General features: G+C 60.7%; 15 protein-coding genes, 3 pseudogenes and 1 riboswitch. Of the genes and pseudogenes, 4 read left to right on the plus strand and 14 right to left on the minus strand.

The features are described from left to right. Positions 1 to 103 precede the first annotated feature (103 nt). The 3 genes from EOD29_RS28960 to EOD29_RS28970 are packed head-to-tail and all read right to left on the minus strand — an operon-like array spanning position 104 to position 3,274. Positions 104 to 1,099, minus strand: coding sequence for a tyrosine-type recombinase/integrase (locus EOD29_RS28960; protein ID WP_127248644.1), 996 nt, complete (start codon positions 1,097 to 1,099; stop codon positions 104 to 106). Then, positions 1,092 to 2,042, minus strand: a complete 951-nt coding sequence (locus EOD29_RS28965) for a tyrosine-type recombinase/integrase (protein ID WP_127248645.1) — start codon at positions 2,040 to 2,042, stop codon at positions 1,092 to 1,094. Before EOD29_RS28965 ends, EOD29_RS28960 begins: the two co-directional genes overlap by 8 nt. Next, positions 2,039 to 3,274 (minus strand): tyrosine-type recombinase/integrase, encoded by a 1,236-nt coding sequence (locus tag EOD29_RS28970; RefSeq protein WP_127248646.1) that lies wholly within the window; start codon positions 3,272 to 3,274, stop codon positions 2,039 to 2,041. The genes EOD29_RS28965 and EOD29_RS28970 overlap by 4 nt, the downstream gene beginning before the upstream one ends. 311 nt (positions 3,275 to 3,585) lie before the next feature. Here EOD29_RS28970 and EOD29_RS28975 point away from each other — a divergent pair, with 311 nt between their 5' ends. Together EOD29_RS28975 and EOD29_RS28980 are read left to right on the plus strand one after the other, a co-directional pair. Beyond that, positions 3,586 to 4,467, plus strand: a complete 882-nt coding sequence (locus EOD29_RS28975) for a tyrosine-type recombinase/integrase (protein WP_127248647.1) — start codon at positions 3,586 to 3,588, stop codon at positions 4,465 to 4,467. Positions 4,468 to 4,477: 10 nt separating this feature from the next. After that, positions 4,478 to 5,677, plus strand: a complete 1,200-nt coding sequence (locus EOD29_RS28980; protein WP_127248648.1) for an IS91 family transposase — start codon at positions 4,478 to 4,480, stop codon at positions 5,675 to 5,677. 390 nt (positions 5,678 to 6,067) lie between these two features. On the opposite strand, the pseudogene EOD29_RS28985 reads toward EOD29_RS28980, so the two are convergent. The 6 genes and pseudogenes from EOD29_RS28985 to EOD29_RS29010 all read right to left on the minus strand — a co-directional run. Continuing rightward, positions 6,068 to 6,640, minus strand: a pseudogene (locus EOD29_RS28985) (IS66 family transposase zinc-finger binding domain-containing protein); the annotation flags it as partial. 70 nt (positions 6,641 to 6,710) lie between these two features. Next, positions 6,711 to 7,067: an IS66 family insertion sequence element accessory protein TnpB gene (gene tnpB / locus EOD29_RS28990; protein WP_127248649.1), complete on the minus strand. Its 357-nt coding sequence runs from the start codon at positions 7,065 to 7,067 to the stop codon at positions 6,711 to 6,713. After that, positions 7,064 to 7,450, minus strand: coding sequence for a transposase (locus EOD29_RS28995; RefSeq protein WP_206520512.1), 387 nt, complete (start codon positions 7,448 to 7,450; stop codon positions 7,064 to 7,066). The genes tnpB and EOD29_RS28995 overlap by 4 nt, the downstream gene beginning before the upstream one ends. Before the next feature lie 305 nt (positions 7,451 to 7,755). After that, the gene (locus EOD29_RS36140) at positions 7,756 to 8,265 is read right to left on the minus strand and encodes a 2OG-Fe(II) oxygenase (RefSeq protein ID WP_245475472.1); all 510 of its coding nucleotides are present in this window, start codon (positions 8,263 to 8,265) and stop codon (positions 7,756 to 7,758) included. A gap of 525 nt (positions 8,266 to 8,790) precedes the next feature. Beyond that, positions 8,791 to 9,434, minus strand: a pseudogene (locus EOD29_RS29005) (plasmid partitioning protein); the annotation flags it as partial. A 280-nt stretch (positions 9,435 to 9,714) separates the two neighbouring features. Further along, positions 9,715 to 10,905, minus strand: coding sequence for an MFS transporter (locus EOD29_RS29010; protein ID WP_206520513.1), 1,191 nt, complete (start codon positions 10,903 to 10,905; stop codon positions 9,715 to 9,717). A 90-nt stretch (positions 10,906 to 10,995) separates the two neighbouring features. Here EOD29_RS29010 and EOD29_RS29015 point away from each other — a divergent pair, with 90 nt between their 5' ends. Then, positions 10,996 to 11,877 carry a LysR family transcriptional regulator gene (locus EOD29_RS29015; protein WP_164763864.1) on the plus strand — a complete coding sequence of 294 codons (882 nt, stop codon included), beginning with the start codon at positions 10,996 to 10,998 and terminating at the stop codon, positions 11,875 to 11,877. 204 nt (positions 11,878 to 12,081) lie between these two features. On the opposite strand, the gene EOD29_RS29020 is transcribed toward EOD29_RS29015, so the two are convergent. After that, positions 12,082 to 13,305 carry a multidrug effflux MFS transporter gene (locus tag EOD29_RS29020; protein WP_127248653.1) on the minus strand — a complete coding sequence of 408 codons (1,224 nt, stop codon included), beginning with the start codon at positions 13,303 to 13,305 and terminating at the stop codon, positions 12,082 to 12,084. A 29-nt stretch (positions 13,306 to 13,334) separates the two neighbouring features. Next, positions 13,335 to 13,452, minus strand: a riboswitch (TPP riboswitch). A gap of 394 nt (positions 13,453 to 13,846) precedes the next feature. Then, positions 13,847 to 14,362, minus strand: a complete 516-nt coding sequence (locus tag EOD29_RS29025) for a hypothetical protein (protein ID WP_245475470.1) — start codon at positions 14,360 to 14,362, stop codon at positions 13,847 to 13,849. 610 nt (positions 14,363 to 14,972) lie between these two features. On the opposite strand from EOD29_RS29025, the gene EOD29_RS29030 reads away from it, so the two are divergent. Beyond that, complete coding sequence (locus tag EOD29_RS29030; RefSeq protein WP_127248655.1) at positions 14,973 to 15,860, plus strand: class I SAM-dependent methyltransferase; 888 nt, start codon at positions 14,973 to 14,975, stop codon at positions 15,858 to 15,860. 506 nt (positions 15,861 to 16,366) lie between these two features. Here the strand turns inward: EOD29_RS29030 and EOD29_RS36145 are convergent. The 3 genes and pseudogenes from EOD29_RS36145 to EOD29_RS29045 form a co-directional block, all read right to left on the minus strand. Beyond that, the gene (locus EOD29_RS36145; RefSeq protein WP_164763865.1) at positions 16,367 to 16,639 is read right to left on the minus strand and encodes a hypothetical protein; all 273 of its coding nucleotides are present in this window, start codon (positions 16,637 to 16,639) and stop codon (positions 16,367 to 16,369) included. 496 nt (positions 16,640 to 17,135) lie between these two features. Beyond that, a pseudogene (locus tag EOD29_RS29040) lies at positions 17,136 to 17,599 on the minus strand (phasin). A gap of 330 nt (positions 17,600 to 17,929) precedes the next feature. Next, on the minus strand, positions 17,930 to 18,187 hold the full coding sequence (locus EOD29_RS29045; protein WP_127248656.1) for a nitrate reductase: 258 nt from the start codon (positions 18,185 to 18,187) through the stop codon (positions 17,930 to 17,932). Positions 18,188 to 18,252 lie beyond the last annotated feature (65 nt).

Consider the following 18,252-nt stretch of genomic DNA (forward strand, 5'->3'; position numbering starts at 1 on the left):
TAATTTGCCCGTGACCGCGACGTAAGAATCTCATCCAGATTGTCGCGCGCGTCTCATCCTGATCGTCGCGCTATAGCAATCTCCGCAACATAACTTTCTGAAGTCAAATTGCATTCAGGAACGCCATTACACCCTTGTCCTGCTTCCAAGGCCGGTCTGGCCCCGAAGCCGCTGCATCGCACAGCGCCATCGCTTTTGCCTTCATCTCGAGATCGATCTCGGCATAGATGTTGGTGGTCTCAAGGCTGACGTGTCCGAGCCATGCGCGTATGGTGTTGAGGTCGACACCTGCCTGCAGCAGATGACAGGCGCTTGTGTGACGGATCACGTGCGGCGTGATTGCTCTTGCGGCAAGCGTTGGTACGCGAGCCGCGCATCGCTCGACGAGCCGATAGACACCGAACCGCGTATAGCGCTTGCGATGGCGGCTGATGAAGACGGGGTCACCGTTTGCGCGTCCTCGAACGAGCTCGCCAAGCGCCTCTTCCGTGCGTGGCCACAGTGGGCATTGCCGGATTTTGTCGCCCTTGCCGCAAAGGGTGACGAGTGCATGTTTGTCGCGGTGTCGGCCGATCTGGAGATTGTCGACCTGCAGTCTTGTCGCCTCCGAGACCCGCGCCCCGGTGTTGTAGAGGAATAGCAACAAGGCGTGTTCGGCCCGCCCCCGCAGCGTCTGGCGGTCGGGAACCGCGAGCAGGGCCTCCATCTCCTTCCTGGTCATCCACGAGATCGGCTGCGGTGCAGCCTTCTTCGTTGCAATGGAGCGGATCTGCGCACACCAGGCGAGACGGGCGGGATCACGGCTGGCGACGAAGCGGGCGAAGGATCGGATCGCTGTCAAGCGTTGGTTGCGGGTCTGCACCGAACAGCCGCGGTCCTCCTCAAGATGGGCAAGGAAGTGCAGCACGCGTGATGGATGGATATCCTCGACATCTAGGCGGTCCGCTGGTTTGCGGACCTTGGCGCTGATAAATGGCAGCAGCAGCGTGAAGGTGTCGCGATAGCTCTTTTGCGTGTTGCGGGCGAGACAGCGCTCAGTGACGATGTAATCAGCCAGGAAGCGCCGGAGCCAGGGGCCGAGCGTGCGGGGATCACCCATGGTCTCCTCCATTGACGTAGCGGTCGAAGCAGACCGACGCCTCGTGTAGGAGCTCCGGCGTCATGGACAGGTAGACACTTGTGTCGTCCAAGTTGGCGTGGCCGAGATATGTCGAGAGCGCCGGCAGCAGCCGTTGCACATCTGCGCCCTGGCGATACCAGGACGTCAGCCGATGCACGGCCGCGGTGTGTCGAAAGGCGTGCAGACACGGGGCGCGCCGGCCGTCATCCTTGCGATCGATTCCGGTGGTCTCGAGCAGCCGTTTCAATGCATGATCGACATTGTGCTTCCTCACCTGTGTTCCATCGCGGTTTGCAAGGAAGGCGGACGCCATCCCTTGTGGCAGCGGACGGTCCGAACGTCGTTCGGCATAAGCACTAAGCGCGCCGGCGAGTTGCGGAGCGACGGGAACGAGGCGACTTTTGTAGAATTTGGTGTCCCGTACGGTCAGTACGGCATCTGCAAAGTCGACGTCGCTCATGGACAGGTGGAGCGCCTCGCTGGTTCGCAGACCAGCTCCGTACAGGATCAACAGCAGTGTGCGGAAGGTGTCGGCATCGAGCCGAATGGCGCGCTTGCGGCTGATATCGATGGCGCCGAACAGGCGCTCCAGTTCTTCGCGAGAGTAAATGTAAGACGGCGCCGATTGCGGGTCTCTCGGCTCTTCGTCCGCCGACGGCAGCGGCGACAGGGCGGCATAACCGCGGCTGATCGCATACCGGTAAAATCCGGCGAGAGCAGCGTACTTGTTAGCACGCCAACGGGTGAGCGGACCAGTTCCGGCGAGGAATCGTCGCACCTCGCTTTCTGTAACAGCATCGCAGCGCCGGTGCTCAGGAACGCTCTTGCAAAATTGGTACAATGTGTTTGCGCTGGTAAAAAATCGGGCGCCATGGGCTCGCCGCCACGCTACATAGTGGTCGATCGCGTCACGGAGGATCATAGCAGCCCCTCCAGATCAATCTTCGCAACCTCGCGAAGAATATTGAGCTGCACCTTTGCGTAGATTGAGGTAGCTGCGGTGCTTCGATGGCCGAGAAAGTCGCCGACCGCTTTCATCGACAAACCTTGATCGAGGAGGTGTTGGGCGGCGGCATGGCGCAGCGCATGCGGACCGCGGCGTTTGCCGGTGACCCCAAGACTATCGAGACGGGTACAGACGATTCCCTTTATTACTCCGCGGCTAAGCGGCCTGATCGGGGCCTTCATCGTCAGGAACAGCCTCCGGTCGGGGTGCGCGGGGCGAACCTCGCGCAGGTAACGCAGGATCGTCTGCCCCACGCCTGGTGAAAGCGGATAGAGATGCGTACGTCCAGGCTTGGGGCAGCGCACCCGTAACATCTCCTGCTCCCAGTCGAAATCGCCGAGTTGAAGGCCGCTAACCTCACCGGCGCGCAGACCGTAGGTGATCAGCAGCATCAGGATGGCACGGGCGCGCATATCATGAGGGCGGTCGCCCTCAGTAGTGGCGAGCAGGCGGATGACCTCGTCCCGGCTCAACCCTTTCGGAATTGTCTCGCCGGGATAGCGTTGCGGCGGCATGATCCCATCGGCCAAGCCCGGCTTGCACCAGCCCTGCTGTCCGGCGAACCGGACGAATCCACGCAGTTGTTGCGCATAGAGATGGATGGTTGATCGACTGCAGCCGCGTGCGTGATAGCGCGCGACAAACTGATCGATCATGTCGATCCCGACCGACGCTAGATCGACGCCTCTCCCTTCCAGCCAGTCGAAAAAGCAATTGATCGTCCGGCAACATCCTTCGACCGTGGTATCCGCCCATCCATGTTCAGAAGACATGCGCGCCGCGAAGATAGTGACCTCGCGCGTATGGGAGTGGCGTGTCGCCTCGTGCTCCCCAAGCCAACCCATAAAGCGCATCCATCGCTCAGCGTACCCGAAGAATCGTCGACGCGCGCGAGGTCGTGATTTGCGTTCGACGGGTAGAGACCAAAGCCGGAAAGCTTTCTCAACCTTGAGCAAGATCGAGCTGTCGTTGTCGTGCAAATCGAGAATGCGCACCAGGTCCAGCTGGGAGGCGGCGATCTTGCACAGCGTCTCAAGCTTGATGCCGATTTGCTTGCAATGGGCAAGATAGAGGAGCCGCTCCCTGAGCAATGGAGCGGAACGATACCGTGCGATCGCATGCGGTCGGCTAAAAAGAACCTCAAACATAATCCAGGTCTCCTTGTTGTTGGCGCCTGGATCATGACATCGGATGTGCTTCAGAAAATTATGTTGCGGAGATTCCCTGGAATCGCCTGGAACTTAGGGAGAACTGGAGCCTCCGCAGCATAATTCCGTGCGCAACATCTTATCGTTTGGACTAACCCGCTCCGCGACCGCGGAGCGGCAAGGGTGTGTGCCGACCGCGTGATCTGATCGCGTCGTCTGTCGCGCTGGTCGTGTGTCCACAACAAGCTCCAACTGCGTCAGCATGGGGGTGGCTGCTTGCAGCCCATTCCATCGGACAAAGGAGCTTTGTGATGACCCAACTTCGCCAGCGCATGAGCGAGGACATGGAGGTGCGCAACTTCGCGCTCAACACCCAGCTGTCGTATCTGCAACAGGTGTCGCTGTTCGCCCGCCACTTCAGCAAGTCGCCGGACTTGCTCGAGCGAGAGGATATTCGGACCTATCAGGTCTATCTGACCAACGAGAAGAAGCTGTCGCCCGGCTCGATCCACACCGCCATTGCGGCGCTGCGCTTTCTCTACAAGGTGACGCTCGAGAGGGATTGGGCGCCTGAAGAGGTCCTCCCGCTTCCCAAGAAGCCGCAGAAGCTGCCGATCATCCTCAGTCCCGAGGAAGTTCAGCGGTTCCTCGGTTGCGTCCTCGACGTCAAACACCACGCCATCCTGACCACCTGCTATGCCGCCGGCTTGCGCATCTCGGAAGCGGTTCAGCTGAAGCCCGCGGGCATCGACAGCCAGAGAATGGTCATCCGCGTCGAGCAGGGCAAAGGCCAGAAGGACCGCTACGTGATGCTGTCACCCAAGCTTTTGGAGATCCTGCGCAACTATTGGAAGCTGCGCCGGCCAAAGGCGTGGCTCTTCCCCGGCGATCGTGCCGACCAGCCGATCACCAGGGATGCGGTGGGACACGCCTGCGCGAAAGCGCGCGACCTCTCCGGCTTGTCCAAACCGGTCACGCCCCACAGTTTGCGGCACGCCTTTGCCGTGCATCTGTTGGAGGCCGGCGCCGACGTGCGCACCATTCAACTGCTGCTCGGTCACCGCAGCCTCGCGACCACCGCCCATTACCTGCGGATCGCTACCAACAAGGTCTGCGCCACGTCGAGCCCCTTCGAGCTCTTGCCGCGTCCGGCGCCCACCCCGCCGCCGCCCGCCAAGCCTCAGTACTTCTGAGCTCGCGCCGGTGGCCCGCTCGGGGCCGGAAGTGGCGGACATATTCCGTCGCTACGGCGAAGCCTATCGTGTCCAGCATGACGCGTCGCTGTCGACCGCCCAGCGTCGCGTCATGACGGCGATCGAACTGTGCCGGACCGCCGCGCTTGGCGGGCATGTCGAAGCATGTGATCAATGCGGCCACCGGCGCATCGCCTTCAACAGCTGCCGCGACAGGCATTGTCCCCGCTGCCAATCGCTGGCCCGCGCGCAATGGCTGGAAGCTCGTCGCGCCGAGCTCCTCGACACCCAGTACTTTCACGTCGTCTTCACGCTGCCGGAGCCCATTGCCACAATCGCCTATCAAAACAAGGCGCTTGTCTACGGCCTGCTCTTCCGCGCCACCGCCGAGACCCTGCGCATGATCGCCGCCGATCCCAAGCACCTGGGCGCCGAGATCGGCTTCTTCGCCGTGCTGCACACCTGGGGCCAGAACCTGCGTCATCATCCGCATCTGCATTGCGTCGTCACCGGCGGCGGCCTTTCTGCCGACGACAATCGATGGATCGCCTGCAAGCCCGGCTTCTTCTTGCCCGTCCGGGTTCTCTCGCGGCTGTTCCGACGATTGTTTCTGGAGCATCTTGGGAAAGCCTTCGACGCCGGCCAGTTGAAGTTCTTCTCTGGCTTGCAGCACCTGAGCGCGCGCGACGCCTTCCGGCGTTATTTGGCGCCGCTACGAAAGGCCGAGTGGGTCGTCTTTGCCAAGCCGCCCTTCGCCGGACCCGCCCAGGTACTCGACTATGTCGGGCGCTATACGCACCGCGTTGCCATCTCCAACAACCGCCTCATCGACATCGAGGACGGCGCCGTGCGTTTCCGCTGGAAGGACTACCGGCACGGCAATCGGCAGAAGGTCATGACCGTTGCGGCCGACGAGTTCATTCGCCGCTTCTTGTTGCACGTCCTGCCCGAGGGCTTCCATCGCATCCGCTACTACGGCTTTCTCGGCAATCGCTACCGCGCGCAAAAGCTCGCCCACTGCCGCGACCTGCTCGGCATGCCGGTTCCCGAGCCGTCGGACAGTCGACCCGCAAAGGATTACCGCGACCGCTACGAGGATCTCACCGGTCATTCCCTCAGGCAATGCCCCGCCTGTCGTCAAGGTCAGATGATCATCATCGAAATCTTCGACGGCGCCACTGGACCCCCGCCATACTGGGATACGTCATGAAAGAACCGCTTCGCTTTCCCGTCACCGCATCGCAACGAGCCGTTCGGCCCGAAAACCGAGCTGGTCCCGCGAAGGTGCGCGCCGTCACCCCCGGCTGCCTCTGTCGGCAGGGCGCGACGCCGGTCCTCGCTTTGCTGAACCCATATCCGTGCCGCTTTCGGCGCACGCGACCCCTTGCAATCGCGGCGTCCACGACCGCATCCGCGCCCACGCCATGCCTGTTCATCGGCACGGCCTCAATTGAATGCCCATAGCGGCCACCCGTGCCGGCGGCTTAGTCCAACACGTTTTTAGCTCACCGTCGCGATCCACCTCAGCGCGCTTTCGCGACCCGCCGTTCTGCGCGACGCCAAGCTAAAAACGCTCTGCATTATGTTGATATCAACATAAACGATAGAGCGGAAGGTGATCGGCATACTTTGAGACCAGCACCTGGGCGACCGTTGCCTCGGTCGGAAGACCACCCTCGATCAGCCGGGCCGGCGCGGGAGCCTGAACGACCACATCCTCACAGGCGCGGCAGGCATATTTGGGCCGGCGCACGACGATCACACGCAGCTGCACTGGCACGATGTCGAGCCGCTCGCTCACATCCTCGCCGATCCGATGCAAGTCATTACGGCAGCACGGGCAGGCATGGTCCTCGATGTCGACGACCATCTCGACGCGAGGAAGATGCGACGGCAACGCGCCGCGGTTCGCCCGGCGCTTGGCGGCACGCGCCTGACGTTCGCCAGGAGCGGTCTGTGCCTGCTCTTCGTCACCGGCGGCCTCGATCTGTTCGGCCTCTTCGAGCCCCAGCAGCAACTGATCCTCGGGGAGCGTCTCGGCACGACGGCCGAAGCGATGGCGCTGCAATTCCTTGATGATCTGGATCAGACGGGCATTCTCGACGTCGCGCGCCAGGACCATCGCCTTCAGCGCGTCCGGATCGTCGGGAAGCTGGTCAGCCGTTATCGCCATGATCCGGATCAGACCATATCCCGACACCTCCCGCGACAATGGAATCCGGGGTGATTCACTTGGTCGCGGATCAGCCGGCTTGCATCGGAACGCGGGTCTGGCGGGCTTCATGGACCCGCCGCCAGTCGAGACCTTCGAGCAGCGCCGACAGTTGCGCGGCCGTCAGCCGCATCACGCCGTCCTCAACCTTCGGCCAGCGGAACTCGCCGTCCTCCAGACGCTTGGCATAGAGGCAGACGCCGGTGCCATCCCAGAAAATCAGCTTGATCCGGTCGGTGCGCTTTGCCCGGAAGACGTAGATCGCACCGCTGAACGGATCGGCGCCCATCGTCTCGCGCACCAGCGCGGCCAATCCCTCCGCGCCTTTGCGGAAGTCTACTGGCTTTGTCGCCACCATTACCTTGACCGCACCCGTCGGCCCAATCACGTCGTCGCCTTCAGCGCGCGGATCACTGCGGTCACCGTCTTGGTATCGGCGCCACGGCCAACGCGCATGGCGATGCCGTCGATCTCAAGCTCGATCACGCCGGCGTCGCGGACCGCTTTCTGCTTCCGTGGTCGTCCCAGGCGCTTCGCTGCGGGTTCGCTCGTCGGCACGGCAACAACCGCCGGCACAAAGGCAGGAGATTCTTGCTGCACCGAAGCAGCCTGTTTGCGCGCTTCCCGGCGCCAGGCGAAGACCTGTTGCGGTCTGAGGCCATAGCGGCGGGCGACCTCGGAAATGATTGCGTTCGGCTCCAGCGTCTCGGCGATGATCCGCGCCTTGTCATCCACAGACCACTGACGCCGGCCGCCAGCGCCGTTGATCACCTCGAAACGTCGAGGCTGCCGCTCCGGGTCAAGCGTAAGGTCAAGTCCAGACACAAGCCGATCTCCGATCCCATTACAGAACCGGCAACCTCACAGATCGCGACCACTCCCGAAAGGTGGTCCGGAAACAGCGCTTACCTTAATCCTTTCACGCCTATAAGTGGGGCGCGGCGATGAAGGGGGGCCGGGCAGACAGGGCTTGTAGCCCTGTCTGGTGCTCCTTTGCCGATGATCGACGTGCTGCAGCGCTGCGCATTTTTCGACCTGCTGAGAGCGTCGAGGTCCCCAAGCGCTGGAGAGTTGAACTACTGCACCCGGCCATAAAGCAGATTTCGATTGTATTCAGTTAACTGCACGCCGGGCTCTGAATCATAGGCGAGCACCGCTATAATCCGTGGCCGGTCGCCCTTAACTGGCGTCACACGATGCAGTGCATAGCGACCGCGGAAAACCACCAGCGAGCCTGGCTCCTGCGACAAGATGCGCACTTCGTCTCGATACCCATCCAATACGCCATTCACTTTCTCAAAGCCAGAATCTTGATCTGTTCTCGCCATCGGCAAGTACTCAAAGACACCACCTTCGTCGGCAGCCTGAAGCAAGAGAGTTACCGCGAAGTCGGAGTTGTCGAAGTGCCACCCGAGTTCCTGCCCAGTTCCCAGAATATTTACATTCAGAGATCCTAAAGCATCCTCGTATGGATAAAGTTGAGGATAGCCAACTATCTCGGAAAGAAATCTCCTTAGTTGCCGGTAATTGTACAATAACTTGAGGGTGCCGTTGCTCGGTATTTGATCATAAGCGACCACATTCATATTAGTCACTACAGTTCGATTCCTTGGGTGCTCGCCAGGAAGTTCAGGGTCGGACGCCTTCAAGTAGACGTTCGCACGGTGTGGCCGCGCGAAACTCAGAGGGATTAAAGGAGTGACTTCGTCGCGGACCTCTTCTACAGCTCCCGGGCGCAAAAATCCCTCAAGTACTAGCACTCCCGTTTCGTCAAACCGTGCTCGACACTCTTCTACAAACTTCTTTCCGATGAGAGTATCCAACCGATTTATAGGGTATCGCGATAGGTCGATAGAATCCGCTATTGAACAAGCATCCATTTTAGGTCTCCTATTATCTCAGGAAAAATTCGACAATGCTTATGCTGGTCTGCTTTAAGCGGACTGCTTTAAGGGGCATGAACAGCATTCCCGTCCGAGAAGATCGCATCCCGCTTGGGAGTCCACAATGGTTCATTTTTCACCCAAATGTGACTTTTGTTCACAAAATGGATCGCCCGATGCATCCCAAGTTGACTTCTTTGAATGCTCTTCACGTCTTTGAAGTAGCGTCGACGGCTTGCCGTAGACACGCTCGGCCTTGGCCGGCAGCTTCGGCTCGCCCCACTGACCGGCTTCCACGATCACGCCACAATTGGGCAGAGCGTTTGCCATCCACTCCTGCTGCGCGCCAAGGAAGCCTCGATATCCGTCGTATAGCGACTGTCCTCATCGGCCGGAGCAAACAGGTCTTCGATCCAGGCGATGCCATAGGCCTGCGCCAGATTGTCGCCGAAGCTGGCATGCCGGGCGAACATCCGGGTCTTGGTCAGACCCTGCGCCACGCTCCACCACGACACCTGCGGATCGGCCTTGGAGGGCTTGTGCTTCTTCCAGACCTCCTTCTGCTCATCAACCGAAGCCGCCGCGATGGTACGCAACTGCTGTTCGTTGGGAATGTCGCCCTTGGCCATCTGGTCCAACATCGCCGGCAGAACGTTGGCGAGCAGGCGAAGCTTCCGGATCTGGCGTACCGGCAGAGCCAGCGCCAGGGCGATTGCTTCTTCGGTCCAGCCGAGCGCGACCAACCGCTCAATCGCGCGCCATTGGTCGACGGGACTGAGCTGTTCATGAGCGAGCGTGTCGGCCAGCGACCGCATTGCCCCGCCATCCTCGGCCCTCTCGATCACCAGGACGGCGATCTCTTCCAGGCTTGCTAGCGGACCCCTTCATGGGTTGATCGTGGAAGATCCGGAGCTGGACCAGGAAGCCATCTCAAAAGAGCGGGATTGGGTTGCGGACCGAGCCCGCGTGCCGCCCGATCGGCTCGCACATTGAACACGAGCTAGACTTGGCAGATTTCCACCACCAGGTCCCTTTCCAGATGTTCGAGGTCCGAGGCGGGACACGCGCAGCAGCCGCCCGCAGTCGAAGCCGAGCGGTTGTAGTTGTCTCGACATGCATTTGCGAATGGCACGATCGAGCCTATTGCGTGCATCAGCGGATTTGATGCTTCTGCCATTCCGGTTCGACAGGCCGGAATAGCCAGAGGCCACCGCAGAGCGCCGTCAGATAGACAACCGCTGCTGCCCCGAATAGACCCTGCGCGCCGAGCGCATTCATCATGCCGCCGGCGACGACGGGGCCGATGACGGCAGCCAGAGCATAGACAGAGGCAAGGGCGGCGGTAGCCGCCGTCAGCATCTCAGCCCGGAAGCGGTCGCCGATCAGCGCGAGCCCAGCGGTGTAGAGCCCGTAATTCGCGCCGCCCCAGACCAGCATCAGACCGGCTACTGGCCAGAACCCCATACCTGATCCGTAGACCAGCGGCAGGGTGCAGGCGAGTGATAGGCCGCAGCAACCAAGCACCGTACGGCGGCGGCCAGCCCTGTCTAGCGCCAGCCCGATCAGCGGCTGGCCGATCACCAGGCCGACATGGAACACCGCGGCGAGCAGCACCGCCTGCGCGATGTCGAAATCGCGATCGAGCATGATGACCGGCATGAGGCTGATGGCGACAGCATCAATCATCGACGCTATAAAGAGAAAGCCGAAGGCTAAAGGAAACGCCGTGATCGCCGACACGATGTGGCGCCCCGATCCTGGCACGACCAAGCGGCTCACCGGCCGTTCCACCGCGGCGAAAGGAACCAGCGCCATCAGCGCTATCGCGGCGCAACCGAGGAGAAGCGCGGCCGGGCGGTCGGGCATCAGTGCGATCATCGCGGGACCGAGTACGAAACCGAGGGCATTTGCAGCGGTATAGACGCCCATGATCTGCCCGCGCCGCTCTGGCGCCGCGGCCGCGTTCAGCGCCGTTTCGGCGACGATGAACATGAGACCCGCACCGCAGCCCAGAATCACGCGGACCGCGAAGACCGGCCAGAAGTCCCGCAGGAAGGCCAGCGCAACGAGCGCCACCGCCAGCAACCCCACACCTGCCAGCGCCGTCCGACCCGCGCCCAACCGGCGGGCGAAGCCGGGCACCAGCACCACGCCGGTCATGAGGCCGAGGCCGGTCGCTGCCGTATTCAGGCCATTGAGCGCGCCTGACACGCGATCCGATAGCAAGAGACCCAGAAGCGGATAGGTGGTGCCCATCGCGAGGCCGTAGATCGTCACGCCGAGGATCAGTGCGACGATCATCCGGGTTTGGGGGTTCTGCGGTCGGGTCATGGCATCCTCCATGCGATGGGGTGTCCGGGAGATGCCGCGAAGTGAGCTTTCACTCAAACGATATTTTTTACCGCAAGCGAACGCTTTTGTTATGCTGATCTCTTGCGCAAACTGCCGAACCTCAACGCCACCCGCGCCTTCGAAGCCGCTGCCCGGCATGGCAGCTTCGCTGCGGCGGCGGACGAACTGGGCGTCAGCCATGCCGCCGTTAGCCGCCACGTGCGCAATCTGGAGATGGAATTAGGCGTCGAACTCTTCGAGCGTCATGCCCGCCATGTCGTGCTGACTGGCGAAGGCAGTCTTTTCGCCCGCACCGTCGCCCGGTCCTTCGCCGATCTGGCGCTCGGCGTCGGGCGTCTGAAACGGGGCACCGCCAAGGGGACAGTGGTTCTGGATGTGGAAACCGATCTGGCGGTCGTGTGGCTCATGCCGCGCCTGACGGCGGAGGCGCTGGACGCGCTGCGGCTCAACGTCGATCTCCGCTGCCGCCCGGACCCGCCGCGCAGCCTGCCCGGCGATGTCGATCTGGTGCTGACCTGGGGACCGGCGGCGCTGATCGGCTTTCGCTCCGAGCCCTTCCTTGATCTCAACGCGTTCCCGGTCGCCTCGCCCGCATTGATCGCCAAGGGGCCTGATCCGGCCTCACCAGGCTTCTACGCTGCGCACAGGCTGATCCACGAGCGCGGGCTCTACTGGTGGCGGCGCTATTGCGAAGCGGCAGGCGTCATGCTGGACGATGTCGACAACCACCTGTTCTTCAACCGCACGCACCTGTGCATCGACGCGGCGCTCCGCGGTCTTGGCATTGCCATCGGCGACCATCTCTCCTGCGGCCAGCATCTGCGGTCGGGGCGTCTTGTTCAGCTTCCCGGCCCGGTGCTGCCGGGACGGGAACAGTATCATCTGCTGACCCCTGACGCGGCGCACCTGTCACGGCCCGCGCGACAAATGTGCGACTGGTTGAGGAAGGCAGCGCAGAACTGAAAGGGACAGGCTGAAAGAACCCCAGCCAACTCTGGTCTGTCCGCAACTTGGTCGTTTAGCATGGGAGCTTTCGGTGGCCGCTCGCGACCCTGTGCTGCCCTTAATTGCTGCTGCTGGAAGGTCGTGATCAAGCCGCCACGGGGGCCCCCCACCGCACGCACTGCTTTTTTCAAGCGCAAAGAGCGCGTGTTTATCAGGACGGCATCACGTCCGACAGGACTGAGAATCGCCTGGCAGGAGCGCCGCGAGCACAGCCGCCAACAGCCCGCACCCGGCGGAAAAAAGCATGATGGAGAACAGCGCATAGGTTGCGTTGCCCTCCGTCAGGACGGCCCCTGTGATCGAGGAAAGGGCTGCGCCACCCGCAAGGGTCATAGCGCCTGCCAAGCCGGCTGCGCTTCCAGCCAGGTTCGGCCGCACCGAGAGCGCGCCGGCATTGGCGCTCGGCATGGTCAAGCCATTGCCGATGCCGACCAGAATGCAAGGGACGAATAGCGCAATCACATGCCTGACATCTGCGAAAAACAGGACCAGACAAATCGCAGGGCCGGCACAAGCGACGATGCGCCCCACTATCATCATGGTGGTCAGAGGGAAACGGCCGGCGTAACGTCCGGACAGGAAGCTGCCGAACACGAAGCCCGCTGTTATGCTGCCGATGTAAAAGCCAAGCGAGGCCGATGACACGTCGAATATTGCAGCAACGAGTGGAGCGCCAGCGAGAAACGCGTAGACCGCACCGACCGAGAACCCCATGCACAGCGCGTAGGCCCAAAAGCCGGGTGCGCGGAACAGCGCCGGATAGGCGTGGAATTGCTGGACGATGCTGCCCGACCGGGTTTTGTTGGTTTCACCGAGTTCGAACCAGCACAAGGCAAACATCACTATGCCGGCTAGGGCAAGACCCCAGAAAATCGCCCGCCAGCCCAAGGCTTCATCCACCACACCGCCAAGCGCTGGGCCGATCATCGGGGCCAGCGCCCAGATCATCGTCGCATAACCGATCCGGCTCGCCGTCTGCTCTTTGCCGGCCGTATCCCTGATAATCGCCATCGAAATTGGATAGCAGGACGTGATTGCCGCCTGGAGCAAACGGAACGCAAGAAAGGTCCAAATATCGGATGCAAAGGCGCAGCCGATCGACCCGATCGTGAACGTGGCAAGACTGACCATGACGATCGGCCGACGCCCGAACCGATCGGATAGCGGCCCCATGATCAGTTCCAATGCGACGGCCACTATAGCGTAACCGGCTAGTGACAGGCTCACGAGAGCGTAATCGGCGCGGAAATCCTGCGCGATATTCGCCAGTGATGGCAGAAAGACGTTCAACGGCAGCACCGAAAGGGCGCATAGGAGGGTCAACGTCGAAAGTTTAGGCGTGAGCGCTGAACGCCGGGCCGTGGTTGTTGATTTTTCGGGTGTCATTGCGGCCACTTGTATGAGGCCGGCAAAGGAGAGAGGCGTCAGACCCGTCCCTTCGCCGGCATGATCCGGATCAGGTTCAAAGGGTCACTGTGCTGCCTTCGGCCAACAGTATCTCAGCCCCTTGACGGGGCACCCCTCGGTATCTGCCAGGTTATCTTAACCTTGAATAACAAGCACGCCTTATTTGGCCGGGGCGCTGATGGCCAACGACCGCTTTTTCGTCGCAAATATCCCGAAACCTTCGACACGTTTTGCGACTGCAACAAAAAGGTCCGCTTTGCGGGCTTAGCCGCGAGGTGGCGCCTGGCGTCTCGACACAGCCACCGTATCAAGAACCCAGGCCGGGTGGCACCTCTGGTTAGGCTGATGAAAACAAGTCACTTGAAGGAGTTCGCCATGCGCAAGATCACCATGGATTCTCACGCCCTTATTTCAGCACTGCCGCTCGCCTGCCCGACTCGGCCGGGGTCAGCCTTCACCGCCAAACTGATGGCGCGGCGACGTTCCTATCGGGTCAGGCGAAGCTTCTCGAAGGTGCCGCTCATCTCGTTGCCCTGGCCCGGTCAATCGCCCTCTCAGTCTCGCGATTGGCGGAGTTGCTCTTGAGGCGCGCGCCGGCGAGCTCGAGGAGCGCGTAGGCTATCTCGTCCTCGGTCCAGCCGGATTCCGCTGCCCGCTCAGCCAATTGCTGAAAGGCCGGTTCCAAGGCGAGCTGGCATTGAAGGCCACGATCCGGATGGTCGACCGGGCAGCTTGGTTCCACGATCGCAACGCGTGATCGCTTCATTGCAGGCCATGGGCTCTCGCCCCTCTCCTTTTGCCACACGAGGCGCGCCAGCTCGCGTGTCGTTGGTGCGCGCCACGGCAACCGCTTCATCTTGTCAACCAGCCGCTCCAGCGAACCGGCGCGTTCCAACTCCGCAAAGAAATGATGCGGCGTGACGCTACCGAGCCGGTGCATCTCGGCCAGGTTCCACACATACGGATAGTCGACCATGAAATCGGATCGAGGCGAGGCCTTGGACGGTTCAGCCTTGGTCAGGATGCCGCCGCCCACGAGCCGATCAGCCTTCTCGATGATTTGGCGCACCCTCGATTTCGACAGGCTATGTTCCTGCGCCAGGTCGGCGAAACTCTTGCCCTTCAGAAAGCCTTCGACCAGGGCGACATTCCTATGGACGGTCGGGCTAAACCCCCAACAGGCGCGCAGTTTTTCCAGCATCATTCCGTTTGTTCATCCGGTTGTTCACCCCCCTGCAAATCCTACCCGGCCAAATCGGCGCTTGGAAGACCCACCAGCCTCACGTCATGACGGAACAGAATTGGATTCAGGCCGGCCAGTTCGGACGGCGACGGGTATACCATTTACCTATCAGGGGGGCCAATCGGCAGGACGATCGTCCTTTTATTTCATAGAGAGTGTCAACTTTTTGAATCCTGTAACATGCCCCAGGAGTTGCCGCTGAGGCCCGTGGGCCAGGATCGTCTGCTGGTGCCGCCACTGAGCTTCGGGGTTGATATCTGCTGCTGTAAAGGCGTTTTGTGCGGCGACAGGGAATTTTTCTCCGGTACGGGTTCAATTCTCGCAGCTTATGCGCTAAATAGTACATCGCATCCGGAAAATAACTTCTTCGCGCACGTTTGTGCGGAGGCGTTAATTTTGTGACATGAAAAACGGAGTCGATATATTGGAAAATCTTAGCTACGACGTGACTGGCAAGATAAACTTAAACAATATTTATAACAGTCCGGAGCCGACAGCTTACTTTTCAACTTTATCTCGCCTGGGCTATCGGATTCCTCAGGAAGCAAAACCTCGATTTCAACGATTGATCGAAGCACGGCGTAACGCCACCGAATCCGAACCGGCCAAGGTGATCGATCTCGGTTGCTCTTATGGGATCAACGGCGCGCTTCTCAAGCACGGACGTTCGATGGATGAACTCTACCGGCTCTACGGAGCGGCGGCGGCCGACGATCTCGAGGCGCTTCTTCAGCGGGACCGTGACCTCTATGCCGAACCGGCGGATGCCGCGCTCGAAATTGTCGGTGTCGACCCGGCAGATCGCGCGATAGCCTATGCAGTCGATGCGGGCATGCTCGACGCAGGTGTTGCGACCAATCTCGAGAAAAGCGATCCGACGCCAGAAGACACGGCGGCGATCGAAAACGCCGACCTTATCATTTCGACCGGCTGCGTCGGCTATGTTACTGAGACTTCGCTGGAACGGCTCCTGGAAACGAGCCTCGACAGTCGTCCGTGGATGGCGCATTTCGTGCTGCGCATGTTCGATTTCGGGGGGCCGGAAGAAATGTTGGGCCGGCACGGCTATGTCACGGAAAAGCTGGAGGGACTGTTCCGGCAGCGGCGTTTTGCTTCAGCCGAGGAACGGCAGCATGTGCTCGACAATCTCCGCCGGCTGGGGATCGATGCCGCTGGCGCGGAGGAGACCGGCTGGTATCTCGCCGAACTGCATGTCGCACGACCAGAAGAGGTCGCGAAATCTATGCCGCTCGGCGAGGTTCTAAACGGCAGTGCACGACAGATTGTATGAATTTAGGCGTCGCGAGACATCATCACTCACGAGCGACATCGGTTTGCGAATTGCCTTGGCAAAATCATCCATGATCCATTGACATCTTTGTACTATTGATACGAAACCTGGGCCGAGGAACTGTCAATAGGAAGAGAAATGCAATGTGCGCTTAGTCTGTCTGTGGAACGTAGGGGATGAATTGCTCGCGCGGCACATGGGGGAAGGACTTGCCTTCGCCTCTGAGCTCAAAAGCCTTCGACGGATTGGGTCTGACCGCGATTGAAGCGATCCCGCCTGGCACGCTTTATGATAATCGCGACGGCTGGCGGCGATGGTATCGTATACCGCAAGGTACGGCCAAGGCAGAGCCGGACGTCACTATCCGTCACAGGCGACGCGTGCAGCAGGATCTGCGCCGCCTCGTTGGTGTTCACAACTATGCGATCCCGATCAAATGCGACCGAGTTGAACCCTCACCGGAGTACCGAACCTTCCCACTCCCATTTCCTCTCTTCCTAAACCGGTCAATTCGGTCCCACCGTCGCCGATGTCGAGCCGGTGTCTTCATCGAGAAATTCCGGTCGCCTGTTGAGCGCTTCGATCTCCGCAAAATAGAGTGAATGCGTCGCTGTCCGGATAAGAGACCGCGATCTTTCCACGTTTGGCAGGCGTTCCATGACGAACCGGACGGCATTCTTGAGGCTCGTGCCGCGGACGCGCGTCGTCACAGTTTTGTTGCCGTGATTAGGGGAAAGTGTGAAAACCGTCGCCGGCATTTTAGGGTCGACGTGCAGCATCTTCGGACCTTCGTGCAAACTCGAGCGATACGTAGCACCGGCACGTGTCGGCTGTTTGACGCCAGCGAAATCACGAAGAGATTCGACGTGGCATGACGGAGAAGCGTCCACTCATGGAGCCGCCGGTCAGATGCCGTGACTCCGAAACGGATTGCGGCCGAATGAAAGGTGCGCGCTGTCGGATTCTGTGCCGTCAGGATACTTGTGCACTAACCCAGCAGGTCGCCGTCATCGCGAGCAACGACGCGACAGTTCATCAAGCGTTTGGACAAAATGATGCTTGCTGAAACGGTACGGGCAGGCTTTGCGTGTCCGGCTGGCCAAAGCCCGCCAGCCAAAAAGAAAAGGACCGGCGGCGGGAGGTGCTAGCCACCTAGCCCCAGAAGACGGCGGGTGGATGTGCCGCCGCCTTGCCGGTATTTTTCCCATCGCCTCAGACCATGATCCCGAAACGCGGATACCGGTTTTCGGAAAAGATCACGGTCAAACAAGAAAGTCAGGCGACCTTGAGTTCCTTGAAAACCTTCTCGAAGGCTTCCTTGACCGGCTTGGACACTTCCTCGGCGGCCTTGGCAGTCACGGCCTGGATGTCCTGGTCTGCTCGACGGTCATCTCGACGCGCTTGCGCAGGAAGACGGCCTGCAACTCGACGACTTCCGACAGCGACCTCGCGCCAATCAGGGCTTCGAGGTGCGAGAAGTCGGCTTCGGCATTGGCGCGCAGAGCGGCAATCGTCTTGAGCGACAGCTCGTTGCCGGCGGTCCTGGCGGTCTCGAAGGTCGACTCAAGAGCCTTCTGGGTCGTCTCGGCGCCGGTCTTCAACTTGGAAAATGCCTCCTTCGACTGCTCGACTCCCTTTTCGGCGACAGCGCGGAACTGGTCGGTAGCCTTGGACGCGTCGAAGGTCGGAAATGCGGCGTTCTCGATGGTGTCGGTGGTCTTGTCAGCGGTCTTGGACATGTTTTCCATCCTTTGGGTGGACGGCCTTGCACGAAGCCGTCTCCCTTTCAATTACGAAGCTGACGTAACGGGATTATGAACCCCACATAGCGGGATGTTTTTGCGGTCATGCTTTTGTGCATTGCACCATGATTTTTGCCCCTTTTCGCGCATCTGGACACACGTTTGTTTTCGCGGTCGACACCGGTCGCCGGATGATGGAGGTTCGCGGGAGGAGCCTTGAAGGTGGACGACGCAATTTGCTGACTCTCAGCCATCAGCGGAATGGACCGAGACGAGGCTCGCACTTCGCGCCGGCTTGGAAATGACGGCCTTCCGGCGGTCGATCTCTCAGCGTTTGAAAATGTCCTCGCGAGAAATCCCCGCGATCTCCTTGTGGATGCGGATCGTTTCGATCTTCTCGCCCGGCCGCATGATGCCGATCACGGTCTCGATGTCGGGACAACCCTCGTCCCGACAGGCGAGTTCGGTGATCGACACGACGACAGCATCGTCCAAGCTACAAAGCCCGCGCACCCATGCCTTGATCTGCCGGGTCTTCTCCGGCAGCGCACGGCGCGGCGCAAACGGGTTGGCGAGATGATTCATTCTTTCGTGGCTCCGCGTTCCGAAAGGTTCCGTCGCCTCCGGCTGGAGGCGGCACCGACCATGAT

The sequence above is a fragment of the Mesorhizobium sp. M1A.T.Ca.IN.004.03.1.1 genome (assembly GCF_003997555.1).
Classification (GTDB): Bacteria; Pseudomonadota; Alphaproteobacteria; order Rhizobiales; family Rhizobiaceae; genus Mesorhizobium.

What these genes read in the sequence shown, in the direction of transcription:
- EOD29_RS28960 (WP_127248644.1), bottom strand. Translation starts at nt 1,099, where the DNA reads ATGGGTGATCCCCGCACGCTCGGCCCCTGGCTCCGGCGCTTCCTGGCT.
- EOD29_RS28965 (WP_127248645.1), bottom strand. Translation starts at nt 2,042, where the DNA reads ATGATCCTCCGTGACGCGATCGACCACTATGTAGCGTGGCGGCGAGCC.
- EOD29_RS28970 (WP_127248646.1), bottom strand. Translation starts at nt 3,274, where the DNA reads ATGTTTGAGGTTCTTTTTAGCCGACCGCATGCGATCGCACGGTATCGT.
- EOD29_RS28975 (WP_127248647.1), top strand. Translation starts at nt 3,586, where the DNA reads ATGACCCAACTTCGCCAGCGCATGAGCGAGGACATGGAGGTGCGCAAC.
- EOD29_RS36140 (WP_245475472.1), bottom strand. Translation starts at nt 8,265, where the DNA reads ATGAATGTGGTCGCTTATGATCAAATACCGAGCAACGGCACCCTCAAG.
- EOD29_RS29010 (WP_206520513.1), bottom strand. Translation starts at nt 10,905, where the DNA reads ATGGAGGATGCCATGACCCGACCGCAGAACCCCCAAACCCGGATGATC.
- EOD29_RS29020 (WP_127248653.1), bottom strand. Translation starts at nt 13,305, where the DNA reads ATGACACCCGAAAAATCAACAACCACGGCCCGGCGTTCAGCGCTCACG.
- EOD29_RS29030 (WP_127248655.1), top strand. Translation starts at nt 14,973, where the DNA reads ATGAAAAACGGAGTCGATATATTGGAAAATCTTAGCTACGACGTGACT.
- EOD29_RS36145 (WP_164763865.1), bottom strand. Translation starts at nt 16,639, where the DNA reads ATGCTGCACGTCGACCCTAAAATGCCGGCGACGGTTTTCACACTTTCC.
- EOD29_RS29045 (WP_127248656.1), bottom strand. Translation starts at nt 18,187, where the DNA reads ATGAATCATCTCGCCAACCCGTTTGCGCCGCGCCGTGCGCTGCCGGAG.